This is a genomic window from Streptomyces sp. NPDC051963 (assembly GCF_044593495.1).
Taxonomy (GTDB): domain Bacteria; phylum Actinomycetota; class Actinomycetes; order Streptomycetales; family Streptomycetaceae; genus Streptomyces.
Genome location: NZ_JBIUCC010000004.1, coordinates 463,414 through 477,678, shown reverse-complemented (window position 1 = coordinate 477,678; position 14,265 = coordinate 463,414). Strand labels below are relative to the sequence as shown.

The 14,265-nt window shown below is 70.6% G+C and carries 15 protein-coding genes; 1 reads left to right on the top strand and 14 read right to left on the bottom strand.

Annotated features, from left to right (window positions below; translation table 11 throughout):
* The first annotated feature begins 18 nt into the window (after positions 1–18).
* Positions 19–1,026 (top strand): ketopantoate reductase family protein, encoded by a 1,008-nt coding sequence (locus tag ACIHFB_RS18840; protein WP_400127382.1) that lies wholly within the window; start codon positions 19–21, stop codon positions 1,024–1,026.
* A 57-nt stretch (positions 1,027–1,083) separates the two neighbouring features.
* Here ACIHFB_RS18840 and ACIHFB_RS18835 read toward each other — a convergent pair whose 3' ends face one another.
* From ACIHFB_RS18835 to ACIHFB_RS18770, 14 genes are all read right to left on the bottom strand, one after another.
* Positions 1,084–1,824, bottom strand: coding sequence for a sirohydrochlorin chelatase (locus ACIHFB_RS18835; RefSeq protein ID WP_365274587.1), 741 nt, complete (start codon positions 1,822–1,824; stop codon positions 1,084–1,086).
* Positions 1,825–1,829: 5 nt separating this feature from the next.
* Positions 1,830–2,741: an ABC transporter permease gene (locus ACIHFB_RS18830; protein WP_365274584.1), complete on the bottom strand. Its 912-nt coding sequence runs from the start codon at positions 2,739–2,741 to the stop codon at positions 1,830–1,832.
* Positions 2,728–3,513, bottom strand: coding sequence for an ABC transporter ATP-binding protein (locus ACIHFB_RS18825; RefSeq protein WP_365274581.1), 786 nt, complete (start codon positions 3,511–3,513; stop codon positions 2,728–2,730). The genes ACIHFB_RS18830 and ACIHFB_RS18825 overlap by 14 nt, the downstream gene beginning before the upstream one ends.
* Positions 3,514–3,549: 36 nt before the next feature.
* On the bottom strand, positions 3,550–4,653 hold the full coding sequence (locus ACIHFB_RS18820; protein ID WP_365274578.1) for an aliphatic sulfonate ABC transporter substrate-binding protein: 1,104 nt from the start codon (positions 4,651–4,653) through the stop codon (positions 3,550–3,552).
* Positions 4,654–4,876: 223 nt separating this feature from the next.
* A complete protein-coding gene (locus ACIHFB_RS18815) occupies positions 4,877–6,229 on the bottom strand; it encodes a GTP-binding protein (RefSeq protein WP_365274575.1) in 1,353 nt (450 codons plus the stop codon).
* 2 nt (positions 6,230–6,231) lie between these two features.
* Positions 6,232–7,167, bottom strand: coding sequence for a sulfate adenylyltransferase subunit CysD (cysD, locus tag ACIHFB_RS18810; RefSeq protein WP_365274572.1), 936 nt, complete (start codon positions 7,165–7,167; stop codon positions 6,232–6,234).
* Entirely contained in the window at positions 7,164–7,700 is a 537-nt protein-coding gene (cysC, locus tag ACIHFB_RS18805; RefSeq protein ID WP_400127381.1) for an adenylyl-sulfate kinase, read from the bottom strand. The genes cysD and cysC overlap by 4 nt, the downstream gene beginning before the upstream one ends.
* A 47-nt stretch (positions 7,701–7,747) precedes the next feature.
* A complete protein-coding gene (locus ACIHFB_RS18800; protein WP_365274566.1) occupies positions 7,748–8,458 on the bottom strand; it encodes a phosphoadenylyl-sulfate reductase in 711 nt (236 codons plus the stop codon).
* On the bottom strand, positions 8,455–8,634 hold the full coding sequence (locus ACIHFB_RS18795; RefSeq protein WP_365274563.1) for a hypothetical protein: 180 nt from the start codon (positions 8,632–8,634) through the stop codon (positions 8,455–8,457). Before ACIHFB_RS18795 ends, ACIHFB_RS18800 begins: the two co-directional genes overlap by 4 nt.
* Positions 8,631–10,328 (bottom strand): nitrite/sulfite reductase, encoded by a 1,698-nt coding sequence (locus ACIHFB_RS18790; RefSeq protein ID WP_365274560.1) that lies wholly within the window; start codon positions 10,326–10,328, stop codon positions 8,631–8,633. The genes ACIHFB_RS18795 and ACIHFB_RS18790 overlap by 4 nt, the downstream gene beginning before the upstream one ends.
* Positions 10,329–10,453: 125 nt before the next feature.
* Complete coding sequence (locus ACIHFB_RS18785; protein WP_310591794.1) at positions 10,454–10,537, bottom strand: putative leader peptide; 84 nt, start codon at positions 10,535–10,537, stop codon at positions 10,454–10,456.
* Positions 10,538–10,664: 127 nt separating this feature from the next.
* Positions 10,665–11,237, bottom strand: a complete 573-nt coding sequence (locus ACIHFB_RS18780) for a GNAT family N-acetyltransferase (protein WP_400127380.1) — start codon at positions 11,235–11,237, stop codon at positions 10,665–10,667.
* A 119-nt stretch (positions 11,238–11,356) separates the two neighbouring features.
* Positions 11,357–12,667, bottom strand: a complete 1,311-nt coding sequence (locus ACIHFB_RS18775) for a hypothetical protein (protein WP_400127379.1) — start codon at positions 12,665–12,667, stop codon at positions 11,357–11,359.
* A gap of 151 nt (positions 12,668–12,818) precedes the next feature.
* The gene (locus ACIHFB_RS18770; protein ID WP_400127378.1) at positions 12,819–14,108 is read right to left on the bottom strand and encodes a GAF domain-containing protein; all 1,290 of its coding nucleotides are present in this window, start codon (positions 14,106–14,108) and stop codon (positions 12,819–12,821) included.
* Positions 14,109–14,265: the final 157 nt, after the last annotated feature.

The window sequence follows — 14,265 nt, the reverse complement described above, 5'->3', positions numbered from 1 at the left end:
CTGTGCGAGGCTCGTCCCATGCGCTACATCATCATCGGTGCGGGGGCGGTCGGCGGCGTCATCGGCGGGCGGCTCGCGGGCTCCGGACACGAGGTGGTCCTCGTCGCACGCGGCGCGCACCACGCGGCCCTGCGGGACGGCGGACTGCGGCTCAGGGTGCCGGACGGCGAGTTCACCCACCGGCTGCCGACGGTCGACGGGCCGGAGGCACTCGGCGAACTGCGCGCCGACGACGTACTCGTCCTCGCCGTCAAGACCCAGGACAGCGCGGCCGCGCTGCGGACCTGGGCCCCGGCCCCGGTGGCGGGCGGCGGTACGGCGGCCCAGCGGCTGCCGCTGCTCTGCGCGCAGAACGGCGTGGAGAGCCAACGGCTCGCCCTCCGCCTGTTCCGTCGCGTGTACGGCGTCTGCGTCTGGCTGCCCGCGACCCACATCGAACCCGGCGTCGTCAGCGCCGCCGGCACCCCGCTGACCGGCATCCTGCACCTCGGCCGCCACCCCCACGGCACCGACGAGACCGTCCGGCTGATCGCCGCCGACCTGGAGAAGTCGCGGTTCGAGGCGCCGGTCGTACCGGACGTGGCCCGCTGGCAGTACGCCAAGCTGCTGGCCAACCTCGGCAACGCCGTCGAGGCCGTCGCCGGACCGCTCGACGAGGCCGCGGCGCTGCTGGAGCGGGTGCGGGCCGAGGGCGCGGCCGTGCTGGACGCCGCCGGAATCCCGTACGCGAGCGTCGAGCGGCAGCGCGAGATGCGCGGCGACAAGGTCACCCTGGTGCCGCTCGACGGCGCCCCACGCGGCGGCGGCTCCTCCTGGCAGTCCCTCAACCGCGGCACCGGCACCATCGAGGCCGACTACCTCAACGGCGAGATCGTCCTGCTGGGACGGCAGCACGGCATACCCACCCCGCTGAACGAGCTGTTGCAGCGCCTCGCCGACACCTTCGCGCGCGAACGACGGGCACCGGGATCGATGCCGATGGGGGAGTTGGTGCGACTCGCCGACGAGGCGCAGCTGTCCCCGTGAAGGCGATCAAGGAGACGGTCAGGCGTCGACCGCAGCGAGCAGCGGCCAAGGTGACGGTCAGGCGCCGACCGCACTCAGCAGCGGCGCGCGCGCCTCGTCGTACCGCTCCAGCAGCACCCTTGCCACCTCCGGCGCCGGGCCCAGCACATCGGCGAGTACGTCCGCCTCGGCCGCGCCCCGCGCGATCCGGTCCGGCAGGAAGCCGGGGGCCAGGACGTACGGGGCCACGGCGATCTTCGAGCAGCCCAGGGACCTGAGCTCTTGGACCGCGTCCTCGGTGCGCGGCAGGGATGCGGAGGCGAACGCAGGCCGCACGGCGCACCAACCGGTGTGCCGCCACTCCCGCGCGATTTCTGCGATCACTGCGATCGCCTCCGGGTCGGTGGACCCCGCCGAGGCCAGCACGACCCCGGTCGAGGACTTGTCGGCGGGCGTCAACCCCGCCTCGTACAAACGCCGTTCCAGCGCCGACAGGAGCAGCGGCGACGGGCCCAGCACCTCCGCCTGGCGGATCCGCAGCTGCGGCGGTGCGTCCCGCAGCACGGCGGGGATGTCGGCCTTCGCGTGGAAGGCGCGCGTCAGCAGCAGCGGCAGCGCGACCACATCCCGGACGCCCTGCGCCGCCAGGGACTCCAACACGCCCTGCACGGACGGGATGTTGAAGTCCAGGAAACCGGTCTCTACACGCAGCCCCGGCCGCCGCGACCGTACCCGGCGCACCAGGGCATGGACGGTCGCGGCGTGCCGCGGATCGCGGCTGCCGTGGGCGATGACGAGGAGAACCGGCTTGTGATGCATGGGACTCAGCTCTTCACCAGCAGGCCGCGGTTGCGCAGCACCCACCGCTCCAGCGGGCTGAAGATCAGCAGGTCGATGGCGATGCCGACGAAAAGGATCAGGAAGATGGCCTCGAACACCATGGCCATGGAACTGACGTTGCGGCCGTTCTCCAGCAGTGCGCCCAGGCCTATGCCCAGGTCGGGCGAGGAGGCGATGATCTCCGCCGCCATCAGCGAGCGCCAGGAGAAGGCCCAGCCCTGCTTCAGCCCCGCCAGATAGCCCGGCAGCGCGGCCGGCATCACGATGTGCCAGGCACCCTTCAGACCCGTCGCGCCCATGGTGCGGCCCGCCCGCAGGAACAGCGGCGGCACCTGGTCGATGCCGGACACCAGGCCGTTGGCGATCGACGGGACGGCGCCGAGCAGGATCACCGCGTACATCATCGAGTTGTTCAGGCCCAGCCAGATCACGGCCGGCGGCACCCACGCCACCGACGGCAGCGACTGGAGGCCGGACAGGATCGGGCCGATCGCGGCGCGCACGAACTTCACCCGGGCCACCAGCAGGCCCAGCGGCGTACCGATGGCCAGCGCGAGCAGGAAGCCGAGCAGCCCGCGCGACACGCTCGTCCAGATGTAACCGAGCAGCTCGCCCTCGAGCCAGGCCTCCTTGAACTCGCTGCCCACGTCGGCGGGCGAGGGCAGCTTCGTCGGGTCGTCGACGATCTTGAAGGTGATCAGCGCCTGCCACACCACGAGGACCACGGCGGCGGCGATGATCGGCGGCAGGATCTTCTGGGTGAAGGTCTGCCGGAAGGGCGTGCGGCCCGACGCCGAGGTCTCCAGAGCGTCGAGGCCCGCTTCCAGGCCACCGAGCCCGTTGCCGTCCTTGACGGGGGCGTCGGCCGTCGTGCCGGTCGTCTCAGTGCTGGCCATGACGGCGGATCTCCCCACGCAGTACATCGGTGATCTCGAGGGACAGTTCGGCCACGGGGGCGTCCTCGATACGGCGCGGCTGCGGAATGTCGACCGTCCACTCCCGGGCCACACGGCCCGGCCGGGAGGACAGCAGCACCACGCGCTGCGCGAGCCGGACCGCCTCACGCACGTTGTGCGTGACGAACAGGACGGACACCTTCGTCTCCGCCCAGATGCGGGTCAGCTCGTCGTGCAGCACATCGCGGGTGATCGCGTCGAGCGCCGCGAACGGCTCGTCCATCAGCAGCAGCTGGCTGTCCTGCGCGAGCGCCCGGGCCAGGGCCACGCGCTGGCGCATACCGCCGGACAGTTCGTGCACCCGCTTGCCGTACGAGCCCTTGAGCCGGACGAGTTCGAGCAGCTCCTCGGCCCGGCCGCGGCGCTCGTTCTTCGGAACTCCCCGCAGCCGCAGGGCGAGTTCGATGTTCTTGCCCGCGGTCAGCCACGGGAAGAGGGCGTGCTCCTGGAACATCAGGGCCGGGCGCCCGTTCGTCGTGATGGTGCCCGCGGACGGGTCGTCGAGACCCGCCACCAGGTTGAGCAGCGTCGACTTGCCGCAGCCCGAGGCACCCAGGAGGGTGACGAACTCGCCCGGCGCCACATCCAGCGTGATGTCGTCGAGGACGAGCTGCTGCCCGGCGGGCCCGGCGAAGGACTTCGAGACGTGCCCGATGCGGGCGGCGTGTTCGACCGCCTCGGCGTCCTCGGTCTTGGCGAGCGTGGTGGACATGGTCGTCACCTCCTGGGAACTCATCGGTGTGCGGGGTTACTCGGCGCCGAGACCGGCGTCGTCGACCGTGCTGTCGCCCGCGGCCTTCAGGACCTTGTTCAGGAGCGAAAGGTCGTAGATGCCGTCCAGCAGCGGGTCCTTCAGCAGACCGGCCTTGACCGCGTGCTCCGCCTCGGTGTTGAGGGTGGAGGCCAGCGGGTCGTCGGTGATCTGGATGGACTTCCAGGCCGGGTCGAGCACGTCGGCCGGCAGGGGCTTTCCGGAGTCGCTCTCCAGCTGCTTGTTCGCCGCGGCCTTCGCCTCGTCCGGGTTGGCGTTGATCCACTTGTTGGTCTCGACCGAGGCCTTCAGCACGGCCTCGACGGCCTTCGGGTGCGCCTTGAGGAACTTCTGCGACACGATGATGTTCGTGATCACGAACTTCTTGTCCGGCCACAGGTCGGCCTCGTCCAGCAGCACCTTCGCGCCCTCGGCGACCAGCTTGGACGCCGTCGGCTCCGGCACCCAGGCGCCGTCGATGGAACCGGCCTTGTAGGCGTCCGGGGTCACCTTGTTGTCGGTGCGGACCACCGAGACGTCGCCCTTGCCGCTCTCCGCGTCGACCTTCCAGCCCTGCTCCGCGATCCAGTTGAGGAACGCCACGTCCTGCGTGTTGCCCAGCTGCGGGGTCGCGATCTTCTTGCCCTTGACGTCCTTCAGGGACTTGATCTTGTCCGGGTTGACCACGAGCTTCACACCGCCGGACGCCGAACCGCCGATGATCCGCAGGTTGGAGCCCTTGGACGCGGTGTAGCCGTTGATCGCCGGGGAGGGGCCGATCCAGCCGATGTCGATGGAGTCGGAGTTCAGCGCCTCGATCTCGGAGGGACCGGCGTTGAAGATCTGGTACTTGGCTTCCGTGGCGCCGAGCTCCTTCTGGAAGAAGCCCTTCTGGTTGCCGACGAGGGCGGTCGCGTGGGTGAGGTTGCCGAAGTAGCCGATGCGCACGGAGTCGAGTCCGTCGATCTTCTCGGCCCCGGCTGCGACCTTGGAGGTGTCGTCGTTCTTGGCCTCGGAACCGTAGCCGCAGGCGGCGAGGGTGAGCAGAGGGAGCGCTGCCATCACCGCAAGGCTGCGGCGGAAGCCAGATTTTGCAGGCACGGGAGGTGTTCCTCTCGGAGGCCCGGCGGTCACGGTCTCTCAGGTCGTGGCCGGGAGGTCGGCAGGTTTTCGTCTACGGCGGTGGGGGGTGAGGGCGCGCAGGCAGTGCGCGTACGTCAGCACACACATCGCGCCACTCCGCCCTGCCCGCTGCCGAGGGCACCGCTGCCGACGCGGCCGCCCTCCTTCGCGAACGTGGAGTAGTAGTCGGTGGAGTTCATCGTCAGAAGTCCCACCCGTCGTCCTCGGCCGCGTCCTTGACCGGCTCCGGGGACGCGAACGACTCGCCGACCATGCCCGCGGTGAGCGTGGTGCCGTCGCTGGGGTCGATCAGGATGAACGAGCCGGTGCGGCGCGAGTCGGCGTAGGAGTCGACCGGCAGCGGCTCGGCGGTGCGGATCTTCACGCGGCCGATGTCGTTGGCGACGAGCTGCCCGGGGTGCGGGTGCAGGGACAGGTCGTCGAGGGTGAGCCGGGACGGGATGTCCTTGACGAGCGCCTTGACCGTGCGGGTGCCGTGCTTGAGCAGCACGCGGTGGCCCACGGTCAGCGGGGCGTCGGCGACATGGCAGACGGTCGCCTCGATGTCCTGCGTGGTGGGCGGCGCGTCCTGGCTGGGCACGATCAGGTCGCCGCGGGAGATGTCGATGTCGTCCTGGAGGAGGAGGGTCACCGACTGGGTGGTCCAGGCGACGTCGACCGGCTTGCCGAGCAGGTCGATACCGCTGATCTTCGTGGAACGGCCGGACGGCAGAACGGTGATCTGCTCGCCGACGTGGAACGAACCGGCGGCGATCTGGCCGGCGTATCCCCGGTAGTCGGGGTGCTCCGCGGTCTGCGGCCGGATCACGTACTGCACGGGCAGCCGGGCGTGGCAGTGGCTCAGGTCATGGGCGACCGGCACCGTCTCCAGGTGCTCCAGCACGGTCGGGCCGCCGTACCAGTCCATGGTCGCGGACGGCTCCACCACGTTGTCACCGGCGAGCGCCGAGATCGGGATCGCGGTGACCTCGGGGACACCCAGCTCGGTCGCGTACGCCGTGAACTCCTCGGCGATCGCGGCGAACACGGACTCCTGGTAGTCGACGAGGTCCATCTTGTTGACGGCGAGGACCACGTGCGGAACGCGGAGCAGCGCGGCCAGCGCCGCGTGCCGGCGGGTCTGCTCGACGACGCCGTTGCGCGCGTCGATCAGGATCACCGTCAGCTCGGCGGTGGAGGCACCCGTCACCATGTTGCGGGTGTACTGCACGTGGCCGGGGGTGTCGGCGAGGATGAACCGGCGCTTCGGGGTCGCGAAGTAGCGGTAGGCCACGTCGATGGTGATGCCCTGTTCGCGTTCGGCGCGCAGGCCGTCGGTCAGCAGGGCGAGGTCGGGGGCGTCCTGGCCGCGGCTCGCCGAGGCGCGCTCCACGGCCTCCAGCTGATCCGTGAGGATCGACTTGGAGTCGTGCAGCAGCCGTCCGACGAGCGTGGACTTGCCGTCGTCGACCGACCCGGCCGTCGCGAACCGCAGCAGGGTGGTCTCCGCCAGCAGATCGACCGGCAGCGTCTCGGTGGGTTCGGTGGTGGACATGGTTAGAAGTACCCCTCGCGCTTACGGTCTTCCATCGCGGCCTCGGACATCTTGTCGTCGGCGCGGGTGGCGCCGCGCTCGGTGAGCCGGGAGGCGGCGATCTCGGCGATGACGGCGTCCAGCGTGGTGGCGTCGGAGTCGACGGCGCCGGTGCAGGACATGTCGCCGACGGTGCGGTAGCGGACCTGCCGCTTCTCGACCGTCTCGGTCTCCTTCGGCCCGCCCCACTCGCCGGCGGTCAGCCACATCCCGGCCCGCCGGAACACCTCACGCTCGTGCGCGAAGTAGATCTCCGGCAGCTCGATGCCCTCGCGGGCGATGTACTGCCACACGTCCAGCTCGGTCCAGTTGGACAGCGGGAAGACGCGGACGTGTTCGCCGGGCGCGTGCCGGCCGTTGTAGAGGTTCCACAGCTCGGGGCGCTGGCGGCGGGGGTCCCACTGGGAGAACTCGTCGCGCAGGGAGAACACCCGCTCCTTGGCGCGGGCCTTCTCCTCGTCCCGGCGTCCGCCGCCGAAGACCGCGTCGAAGCGCTCGGCCTGGATCTTCTCGGTCAGCGGCAGGGTCTGGAGCGGGTTGCGGGTGCCGTCGGGACGCTCCTTGAGGACACCGCGGTCGATGTAGTCCTGCACCTCGGCGACATGCAGCCGCAGACCGTGCTTGGCGACCGTGCGGTCGCGGTACTCCAGTACCTCGGGGAAGTTGTGCCCGGTGTCCACGTGCAGCAGGGAGAAGGGGATCGCCGCGGGGGCGAAGGCCTTCAGTGCCAGGTGGAGCATGACGATGGAGTCCTTGCCGCCGGAGAACAGGATCACCGGCCGCTCGAACTCACCCGCCACCTCACGGAAGATGTGCACCGCCTCGGACTCCAGCGCGTCCAGATGACTCAGGGCGTACGGGGTGTCCGTGCCCTCGGTGGCCGTGACCACGGTCGTCATGCCAGTCCCCTCTCGGTGAGCAGGCCGTGGAGCGCGGCTGCGGACTCCTGCACGGTCTGGTGCTGCGACTCGATCCGCAGGTCGGGCGACTCGGGCTCCTCGTAGGGGTCGTCGACCCCGGTCAGCCCGGACAGCTCGCCCGCCGCCTGCTTGGCGTACAGGCCCTTCACGTCCCGCTCGCTGCACACCTCGACGGGGGTGGCGACATGCACCTCGATGTACGCCGCGCCGCTGTCCTGGTGGCGCTTGCGCACCGCCTCGCGGCTGTCGGCGTAGGGGGCGATCACCGGGACCAGGGCCATGACGTCGTTGCGGGCGAGGAGTTCGGCGAGGAAGCCGATGCGCTGCACGTTGGTGTGCCGGTCCTCGCGGGAGAAGCCCAGGCCCGCGGAGATGAACTCGCGGATCTCGTCGCCGTCGAGGACCTCGACGCGGTGGCCCTCCGCGCGCAGCCGGCCGGCCAGCTCGTAGGCGATCGTGGTCTTGCCGGCACTGGGCAGACCCGTGAGCCAGACGGTGGCTCCGCTCGTCACTTGCATCTCCTGGTGGGTCGAAGGGTCCGTCGGATCCGCGGTCTCGGTCACAGGTGCAGCCCGCACTCGGTCTTGTTCCGGCCGGCCCAGCGGCCGGCGCGGGCGTCCTCGCCCTCCAGGACGCGGCGGGTGCAGGGGGCGCAGCCGACGGAGGCGTAGCCGTCCATCAGCAACGGGTTGGTCAGAACGCCGTGTTCGGCGACGTAGGCGTCGACGTCGTCCTGGCTCCAGCGGGCGATCGGCGAGATCTTGACCTTCTGGCGCTTGTCGTCCCAGCCGACGACCGGGGTGTTCGCCCGGGACTCGGCCTCGTCCCGGCGCAGTCCGGTCGCCCAGGCCGAATAGCCCTTCAGGCCTTCTTCCAGCGGCTGGACCTTGCGCAGCTTGCAGCACAGGTCGGGGTCGCGGTCATGCAGCCGGGGACCGTACTGGGCGTCCTGCTCGGCGACCGTCTGACGCGGGGTCAGGGTCAGGACGTTGACGTCCATGACCGCCTCCACCGCATCCCTGGTCCCGATCGTCTCCGGGAAGTGGTAACCGGTGTCGAGGAACACCACGTCGACGCCCGGCATCGCCCGGGAGGCCAGGTGCGCGACGACCGCGTCCTCCATGGAAGAGGTAACGCAGAAACGGTTACCGAAGGTGCGGGCGGCCCACTGGAGAATCTCCAGTGCCGAGGCGTCCTCCAGGTCACGGCCCGCCTGCTCGGCGAGCGCCTTGAGATCCTCGGTCGTGCGATCTTCCGAGACGGTGTTCATATCTGCTCTCCCCCTGACTCGGTCTGCTGAAGCCCCCGGGCGAGCAGCCCGAGGAACTTCAACTGGAATGCGCGGTTGCACGCCGCGCATTCCCACGCGCCATGGCCCTGCTCGCTGGGACGAAGATCCTCGTCGCCGCAGTAGGGGCAGTAGAAGGGGGCCGCACGCTCGCTCATGAGAGGGACTCCTCACTGGCCCGCGAGGCCCAGGCGGCGAACCGCTCGCCCTCCTCGCGCTCGGCCTCGAACCGCTTGAGCACGCGCTCCACGTAGTCCGGCAGCTCCTCCGACGTCACCTTCAGACCGCGCACCTTGCGGCCGAAGCCGGCCTCGAGACCGAGCGCACCGCCCAGGTGCACCTGGAAGCCCTCGACCTGCTCGCCCCGGTCGTTGAGGACCAGTTGGCCCTTGAGACCGATGTCCGCGACCTGGATACGGGCGCAGGCGTTCGGGCAGCCGTTGATGTTGATGGTGATCGGTTCGTCGAAGTCCGGGATCCGGCGCTCCAGTTCGTCGATCAGCGAGGCGCCGCGCGCCTTGGTCTCGACGATGGCGAGCTTGCAGTACTCGATGCCGGTGCAGGCCATGGTGCCGCGCCGGAAGGGCGAGGGCTTGGCGGTCAGGTCCAGGGCCTCCAGGGCCTCGACCAGCGACTCGACCTGCGCCTCGTCGACATCGAGGACGAGCATCTTCTGCTCGGCGGTGGTCCGCACCCGGCCGGAGCCGTGGGCCTCCGCCACCTCGGCGATCTTCGTCAGGGTGGCGCCGTCCACGCGGCCGACGCGCGGGGCGAAACCGACGTAGAAACGGCCGTCGTTCTGCTGGTGCACGCCGACGTGGTCGCGCCAGCGCTCCACGGGCTGGGCGGGCGCGGGGCCGTCGATGAGCTTGCGCTTGAGGTACTCGTCCTGGAGGACCTGGCGGAACTTCTCCACGCCCCAGTCGGCGAGCAGGAACTTCAGCCGGGCGCGGGTGCGCAGCCGCCGGTAGCCGTAGTCGCGGAAGATCGAGATGACGCCCTCGTAGACGTCCGGGACCTCGTCGAGCGGGACCCAGGCGCCGAGGCGCTGGCCGATCTTGGGGTTGGTGGACAGTCCGCCGCCGACCCAGACGTCGAAGCCGGGGCCGTGCTCGGGGTGGTTCACGCCGACGAACGCGATGTCGTTGATCTCGTGCGCCACGTCGAGGAGCGGTGAGCCGGAGATCGCGGACTTGAACTTGCGGGGCAGGTTCGAGAAGTCCTTGTTGCCGATGATCCGGCGCTGGATCGCCTCGATCGCCGGGGTGCCGTCGATGATCTCGTCCGCGGCGATACCGGCGACGGGCGAACCGAGGATCACGCGGGGCGTGTCACCGCAGGCCTCGGTGGTGGACAGGCCGACCGCCTCCAGGCGGTTCCAGATCTCGGGCACGTCCTCGATCCGGATCCAGTGGTACTGGACGTTCTGCCGGTCGGTGATGTCGGCGGTGCCCCGGGCGAACTCCTGCGAGATCTCGCCGATCACGCGCAGCTGCTCGGTGGTGAGCCGGCCGCCGTCGATGCGGACGCGCAGCATGAAGTACTCGTCGTCCAGCTCCTCCGGCTCCAGGATCGCGGTCTTGCCGCCGTCGATCCCGGGCTTGCGCTGGGTGTACAGGCCCCACCAGCGCATCCGTCCGCGCAGGTCGTTGGGGTCGATCGAGTCGAAGCCGCGCTTGGAGTAGATCGTCTCAATGCGTGTCCGCACATTGAGACCGTCGTCGTCCTTCTTGAACTGCTCGTTGCCGTTGAGCGGGGTGTGGTGTCCCGCGGCCCACTGGCCCTCACCGCGGTGACGGCTCACCTTGCGGCGTGGAGTCGCGGCGGCAGGCTTCTGCGGGGTGGCGGCCATGGTTTTAAGTCCTTCGGGACAGGCGGGAAGCGGCTCTGACCTGCGCGTACAGCGCATGGGTATACAGGCGCGACATTGCGCGGGAAATCAGATGGAACTGGGAGATGTCGGCGCGGCCGGGGCTCTCAGCGGGCCGGACAGATGGCGCTGGACATGCGGCCGAGGTCGACGTGCCGCCGACTCACCAAGGCAATTCCAGTTCCAGACATGACGGAAGCGTGTCACGGCGATCTGGACACAGTCCAGCTTCGTCCATCATGCGGACATCAGAGTCTCGCATCGTGGGATGCGGGTGGCGTCGGTCACACGGTCCGAGGCGGCCGGTGTCTGCCCAGGTCAGACAGGGTATGCCCCAGGCCAGGGGCCCGGCGTGGCCACCTCCGGCTCCTCCTCGACCTTGGTGTCGAAGAGGGTGAAGCCCCGGCGCCGGTAGTTGTCCCTCGCGAACTCGCCGTCCTTGCTGCATGTATGCAGCCACACCCGCTTCGTGCGCGCCAGTCCCGGCCAACGGTCCGCGAGATCCCAGGCGCGGGCGGAGCCGTACGACAGCAGGTGCCCGCCGATCCGCCGCCCGCGGAAGGCCGGGATCAGCCCGAAGTACTCGATCTCGACGACGCCGTCGTCCTGCGGGCCCAGCTCCACGTACCCCGCGGGCGTGCCCCGGTCGTAGGCGACCCATGTCTCCACGCCGGGCCGGCCCAGGTGCTCCAGCCACTGCGCGTACGTCCAGCCGAGCCGGTCGATCCAGAGGATGTCGCCGCCGACGGACGCGTACAGGAACCGGCTGAACTCGGGCGAGGGCACCTCGGCGCGGACGACCCGCACGTCGCCCTGCGGGGCCTGGGCCGGCAGGAGGTCGGTGGGCGCGGTCTGTTCCAGGGACCAGGTGGTCACGGCGATGTTCGGCATGTGGGTCAGGGAATCATCCGGGTGGGGGCTCTGTCGATCGTCCTCGGGTCCGTCATGGCCGGTCGCGCCCGCGCGCGGAGCCGCAGATTGGATACGGCCCCGCGTGCCTGTGGAGCGCCTCAGTCGAGCGCCCTGTCGATCGACGCCAGCGGCACGGCGAACAGCGTCCGTCCCGACTGCGACCAGGCCTCGCCCATCGCCTCCCAGTAGGAGAGGGACGCGGTGCGGGCGCTCCAGCAGCGATGGGTTTCGTCCGCCCCGCACTGCGTGGCCCGGGCTCCGTTCGCGTTCTGGCGCCACAGCGTGCCGCGTCCGGCTCCCGTACCGGCGAGGTACCAGTCGGCGCGGTCGGCTCCGGCTTCCCGGTAGGAGAGGACGCCGCCGATGCCGGTCGTCTCCGTCCGGTACGCCTCGTCCGCGTGTACGCGCCCTGCCGGGTCGGTGGCGAGCAGCCCGGAGCGCTCGGGGTCGGTACTGAAGGGGTAGCGCCATAGTCGGGTGGGCCGGTCGCCGTCCGCGCCGGACCGTTCGCTCACGGCCAGGCTGTCGGGTGCCGAACTGCGGTCCAGGGAGATACCGCCGAGACAGGGGGCGCCGGTGTCCGCCGCCGGGTCGCACGCCCCGCCGGGCAGGCGGTACGAGCCGACGGCCGGCAGCACCCACCGGTAGCCGTGCGCCGACCAGCCGGCGTGCACCCGGCCGACGGCGGCGTCGGAGACGGTGGCCTCCTGGACGCGGTCCATGTCGTACACGTACAGCGCGGTGCCGTCCCGCCCGTCGGCGGTGACCAGCAGCTTGTCCTGGTACCAGACCATGCCGGACACCTGCGAGGCGAGGGCGCGGTAGTCGCGTCCGCCGTCGACCGGCACGGCGAGCAGCGCCGAGGCGTAGGTGAGACGGTCCAGGTCGTTCGCGTCGACGAAGGTGACCCGGGCGAGGCCCTGCTCGTCGGTCGAGCTCCAGCCGGAGAGGATCGCCCGGTTCTCGCCCCATCGGCCGTCGTCGTCGGCGTCCCCGGAGGTGGTGACGGCGCCGGCCTGCCAGCCCAGGGTGTCGGCCTCGTTCCAGCAGTACGCGCGCGTGGCCGCCGGTTCGACGGGCAGCGCCGAGCGCTCGGTGGCCGTGCAGTCGGCCGCGGTGTGCAGGGTGCGGTCGGCGCTGTCGAGGACGGCGCCGACACCGACGGGCGTGCCCATCGCGGTGGCGAGCCGGTCGAGCGTGCGCTCGGGCACGAGGTCTTCCTGGAGCCGGAGCGGATCGATGTCCGCGGCGGAGGTCAGCGGCTTCAGCGCTCCGGGGCCCTCGCCGACCGTGGCCTGCGAGGCGCTGATCATGGTGGCGGCGGCGGTGAGCGCGAGGGCGGTCCCGGCCAGGGCACCGCGCAGCGCCCTGCCCCGATTGCGTCGACGGTGTCGGCCGCGACTCATCATCCAACCTCCAGACGAGAGCCAACTGCGCCTGACGATCCGTGCGTTGACCGTGGAGCAGGTGGGGTGGCCCGTACAGGGATGCTACGGCAGTCGGCGGCGGCTCATGACGAAGACCCTGCAATTATGCGGAAGATGCCACCTCTTGTCCCCCTCAGGGCACATGAATCGACATCCGCCCCCTGGCCACCGCCGGAGCCGTGGAATGCGGCAGCAACTCACGCGGATCGTCCGGCAGCACCACCTCGACCTCCGCGTCCTCGCAGAAACGGTACGGCCGGTGTTCCAGGAACCCCCCGAGATAGCGGCGCACCCGCGACATCTCCGCGCGCACGGTGACCGTGCGGCCCGCATCACCGAACAGGTCCTCGGCCAGCCCGGCCGCGCTGCGGCCGCTGCGATGCAGGGCCAGCAGATACAGCAACTCGGCGTGCCGGGGACTCAGTTCGCGAGTCCAGGAACCCGCGCCGCCCGACACCGTCACCGACCAGCGGCGCGGCTGCGACAGATCCAGCACGATCCGGGTGGCACCGTGCGCCACCGGCCCCTCGTCGGCCCGCACCAGCCAGCCCTCGGCCAGCGGCTCCACCGAGCAGACACCCAGCGCCGGCATCCACCGGCGGCCCGGCGACAGGGACTTGGGCAGCGCGATCCGGTTCGTGTACGGCATCCCCGTCACCGCCGCCGTCCAGCCGTCCCGGTCCACCACCAGGGCCCGGCCGGCGATCCGGGCCAACGCCGGCGCCGCGACCGCACGCAGCCGCTCCAGTGAAACCAGGTGCAGTTCCCGCAGCTTGGCCTCGGCGAGCTTGGCCACCGAGTCGACCCAGGCGAGCGTGGCCGGATGCATGGTCTCCAGGGGGCCGCTGACATCGACGACACCGATCGGCCGGCCGTCCCTGGGATCGGTGATCGGGGCGCCCGTACACGTCCAGGAGGCGTGTGACCGTACGAAGTGCTCCGAGGCGAAGACCTGCACGGGCCGGCGCACCACCGCCGGCGTGCCCACGCCGTTCGTGCCGACGACGTCCTCGCGCCAGTCGGCGCCGAGTTCGAACCCGAGCCCGTCGGCCTTGCGGAGCACCGGCGAACACCCCTCGCGCCACAGCACCCGCCCGTCCGGGTCCGCGACGACCATGATGTGGTGGGCGACGTCCGCGACCGACAACAGCCCTTCCCGCAGCACCGGAAGCACCTGCCTGAGCGGCGACTCCTCCCGGCGCCGCTGGATCTCCTCGGTGTCGAGGAGCCCGGACCTGAAGTCGTGGTCGGGGTCGACTCCGCTGCGCAGCATGCGCCCCCAGGACTCGCCGATCACCGGGCGCGGAGGCAGCCGTGTGCGCTGTCCGGCGAGCGTCGCGTCGCGTACCTCGCTGAGCACCCGCGCCGCCTGCGCCGCGTCGACGGCGGCGAGTTGCGTCACGTTCATCGGCGAGTTCGGCACGGAGCCCTCCCGGCAACAGCCCTGAGGGGAACCGGTTGTCGGGCGATTGGGTCGACGCTTTCCGGTCCCTTGTTGAATGTTCGTCTCATAGTGCCCTTCGCTGTGAGCGGAGGGACACAGTCCGCACACAGACGCCAACAAGTTGCAACCCCTTGCA

Bases quoted from the DNA above. Each gene is read 5' to 3' on its own strand.
- ACIHFB_RS18775 (WP_400127379.1), bottom strand. From the start codon at position 12,667: ATGATGAGTCGCGGCCGACACCGTCGACGCAATCGGGGCAGGGCGCTG.
- ACIHFB_RS18795 (WP_365274563.1), bottom strand. From the start codon at position 8,634: ATGAGCGAGCGTGCGGCCCCCTTCTACTGCCCCTACTGCGGCGACGAG.
- ACIHFB_RS18835 (WP_365274587.1), bottom strand. From the start codon at position 1,824: ATGCATCACAAGCCGGTTCTCCTCGTCATCGCCCACGGCAGCCGCGAT.
- ACIHFB_RS18780 (WP_400127380.1), bottom strand. From the start codon at position 11,237: ATGCCGAACATCGCCGTGACCACCTGGTCCCTGGAACAGACCGCGCCC.
- ACIHFB_RS18830 (WP_365274584.1), bottom strand. From the start codon at position 2,741: ATGGCCAGCACTGAGACGACCGGCACGACGGCCGACGCCCCCGTCAAG.
- cysD (WP_365274572.1), bottom strand. From the start codon at position 7,167: ATGACGACCGTGGTCACGGCCACCGAGGGCACGGACACCCCGTACGCC.
- ACIHFB_RS18825 (WP_365274581.1), bottom strand. From the start codon at position 3,513: ATGTCCACCACGCTCGCCAAGACCGAGGACGCCGAGGCGGTCGAACAC.
- ACIHFB_RS18840 (WP_400127382.1), top strand. From the start codon at position 19: ATGCGCTACATCATCATCGGTGCGGGGGCGGTCGGCGGCGTCATCGGC.
- ACIHFB_RS18815 (WP_365274575.1), bottom strand. From the start codon at position 6,229: ATGTCCACCACCGAACCCACCGAGACGCTGCCGGTCGATCTGCTGGCG.
- ACIHFB_RS18800 (WP_365274566.1), bottom strand. From the start codon at position 8,458: ATGAACACCGTCTCGGAAGATCGCACGACCGAGGATCTCAAGGCGCTC.
- ACIHFB_RS18785 (WP_310591794.1), bottom strand. From the start codon at position 10,537: ATGTCTGGAACTGGAATTGCCTTGGTGAGTCGGCGGCACGTCGACCTC.
- ACIHFB_RS18790 (WP_365274560.1), bottom strand. From the start codon at position 10,328: ATGGCCGCCACCCCGCAGAAGCCTGCCGCCGCGACTCCACGCCGCAAG.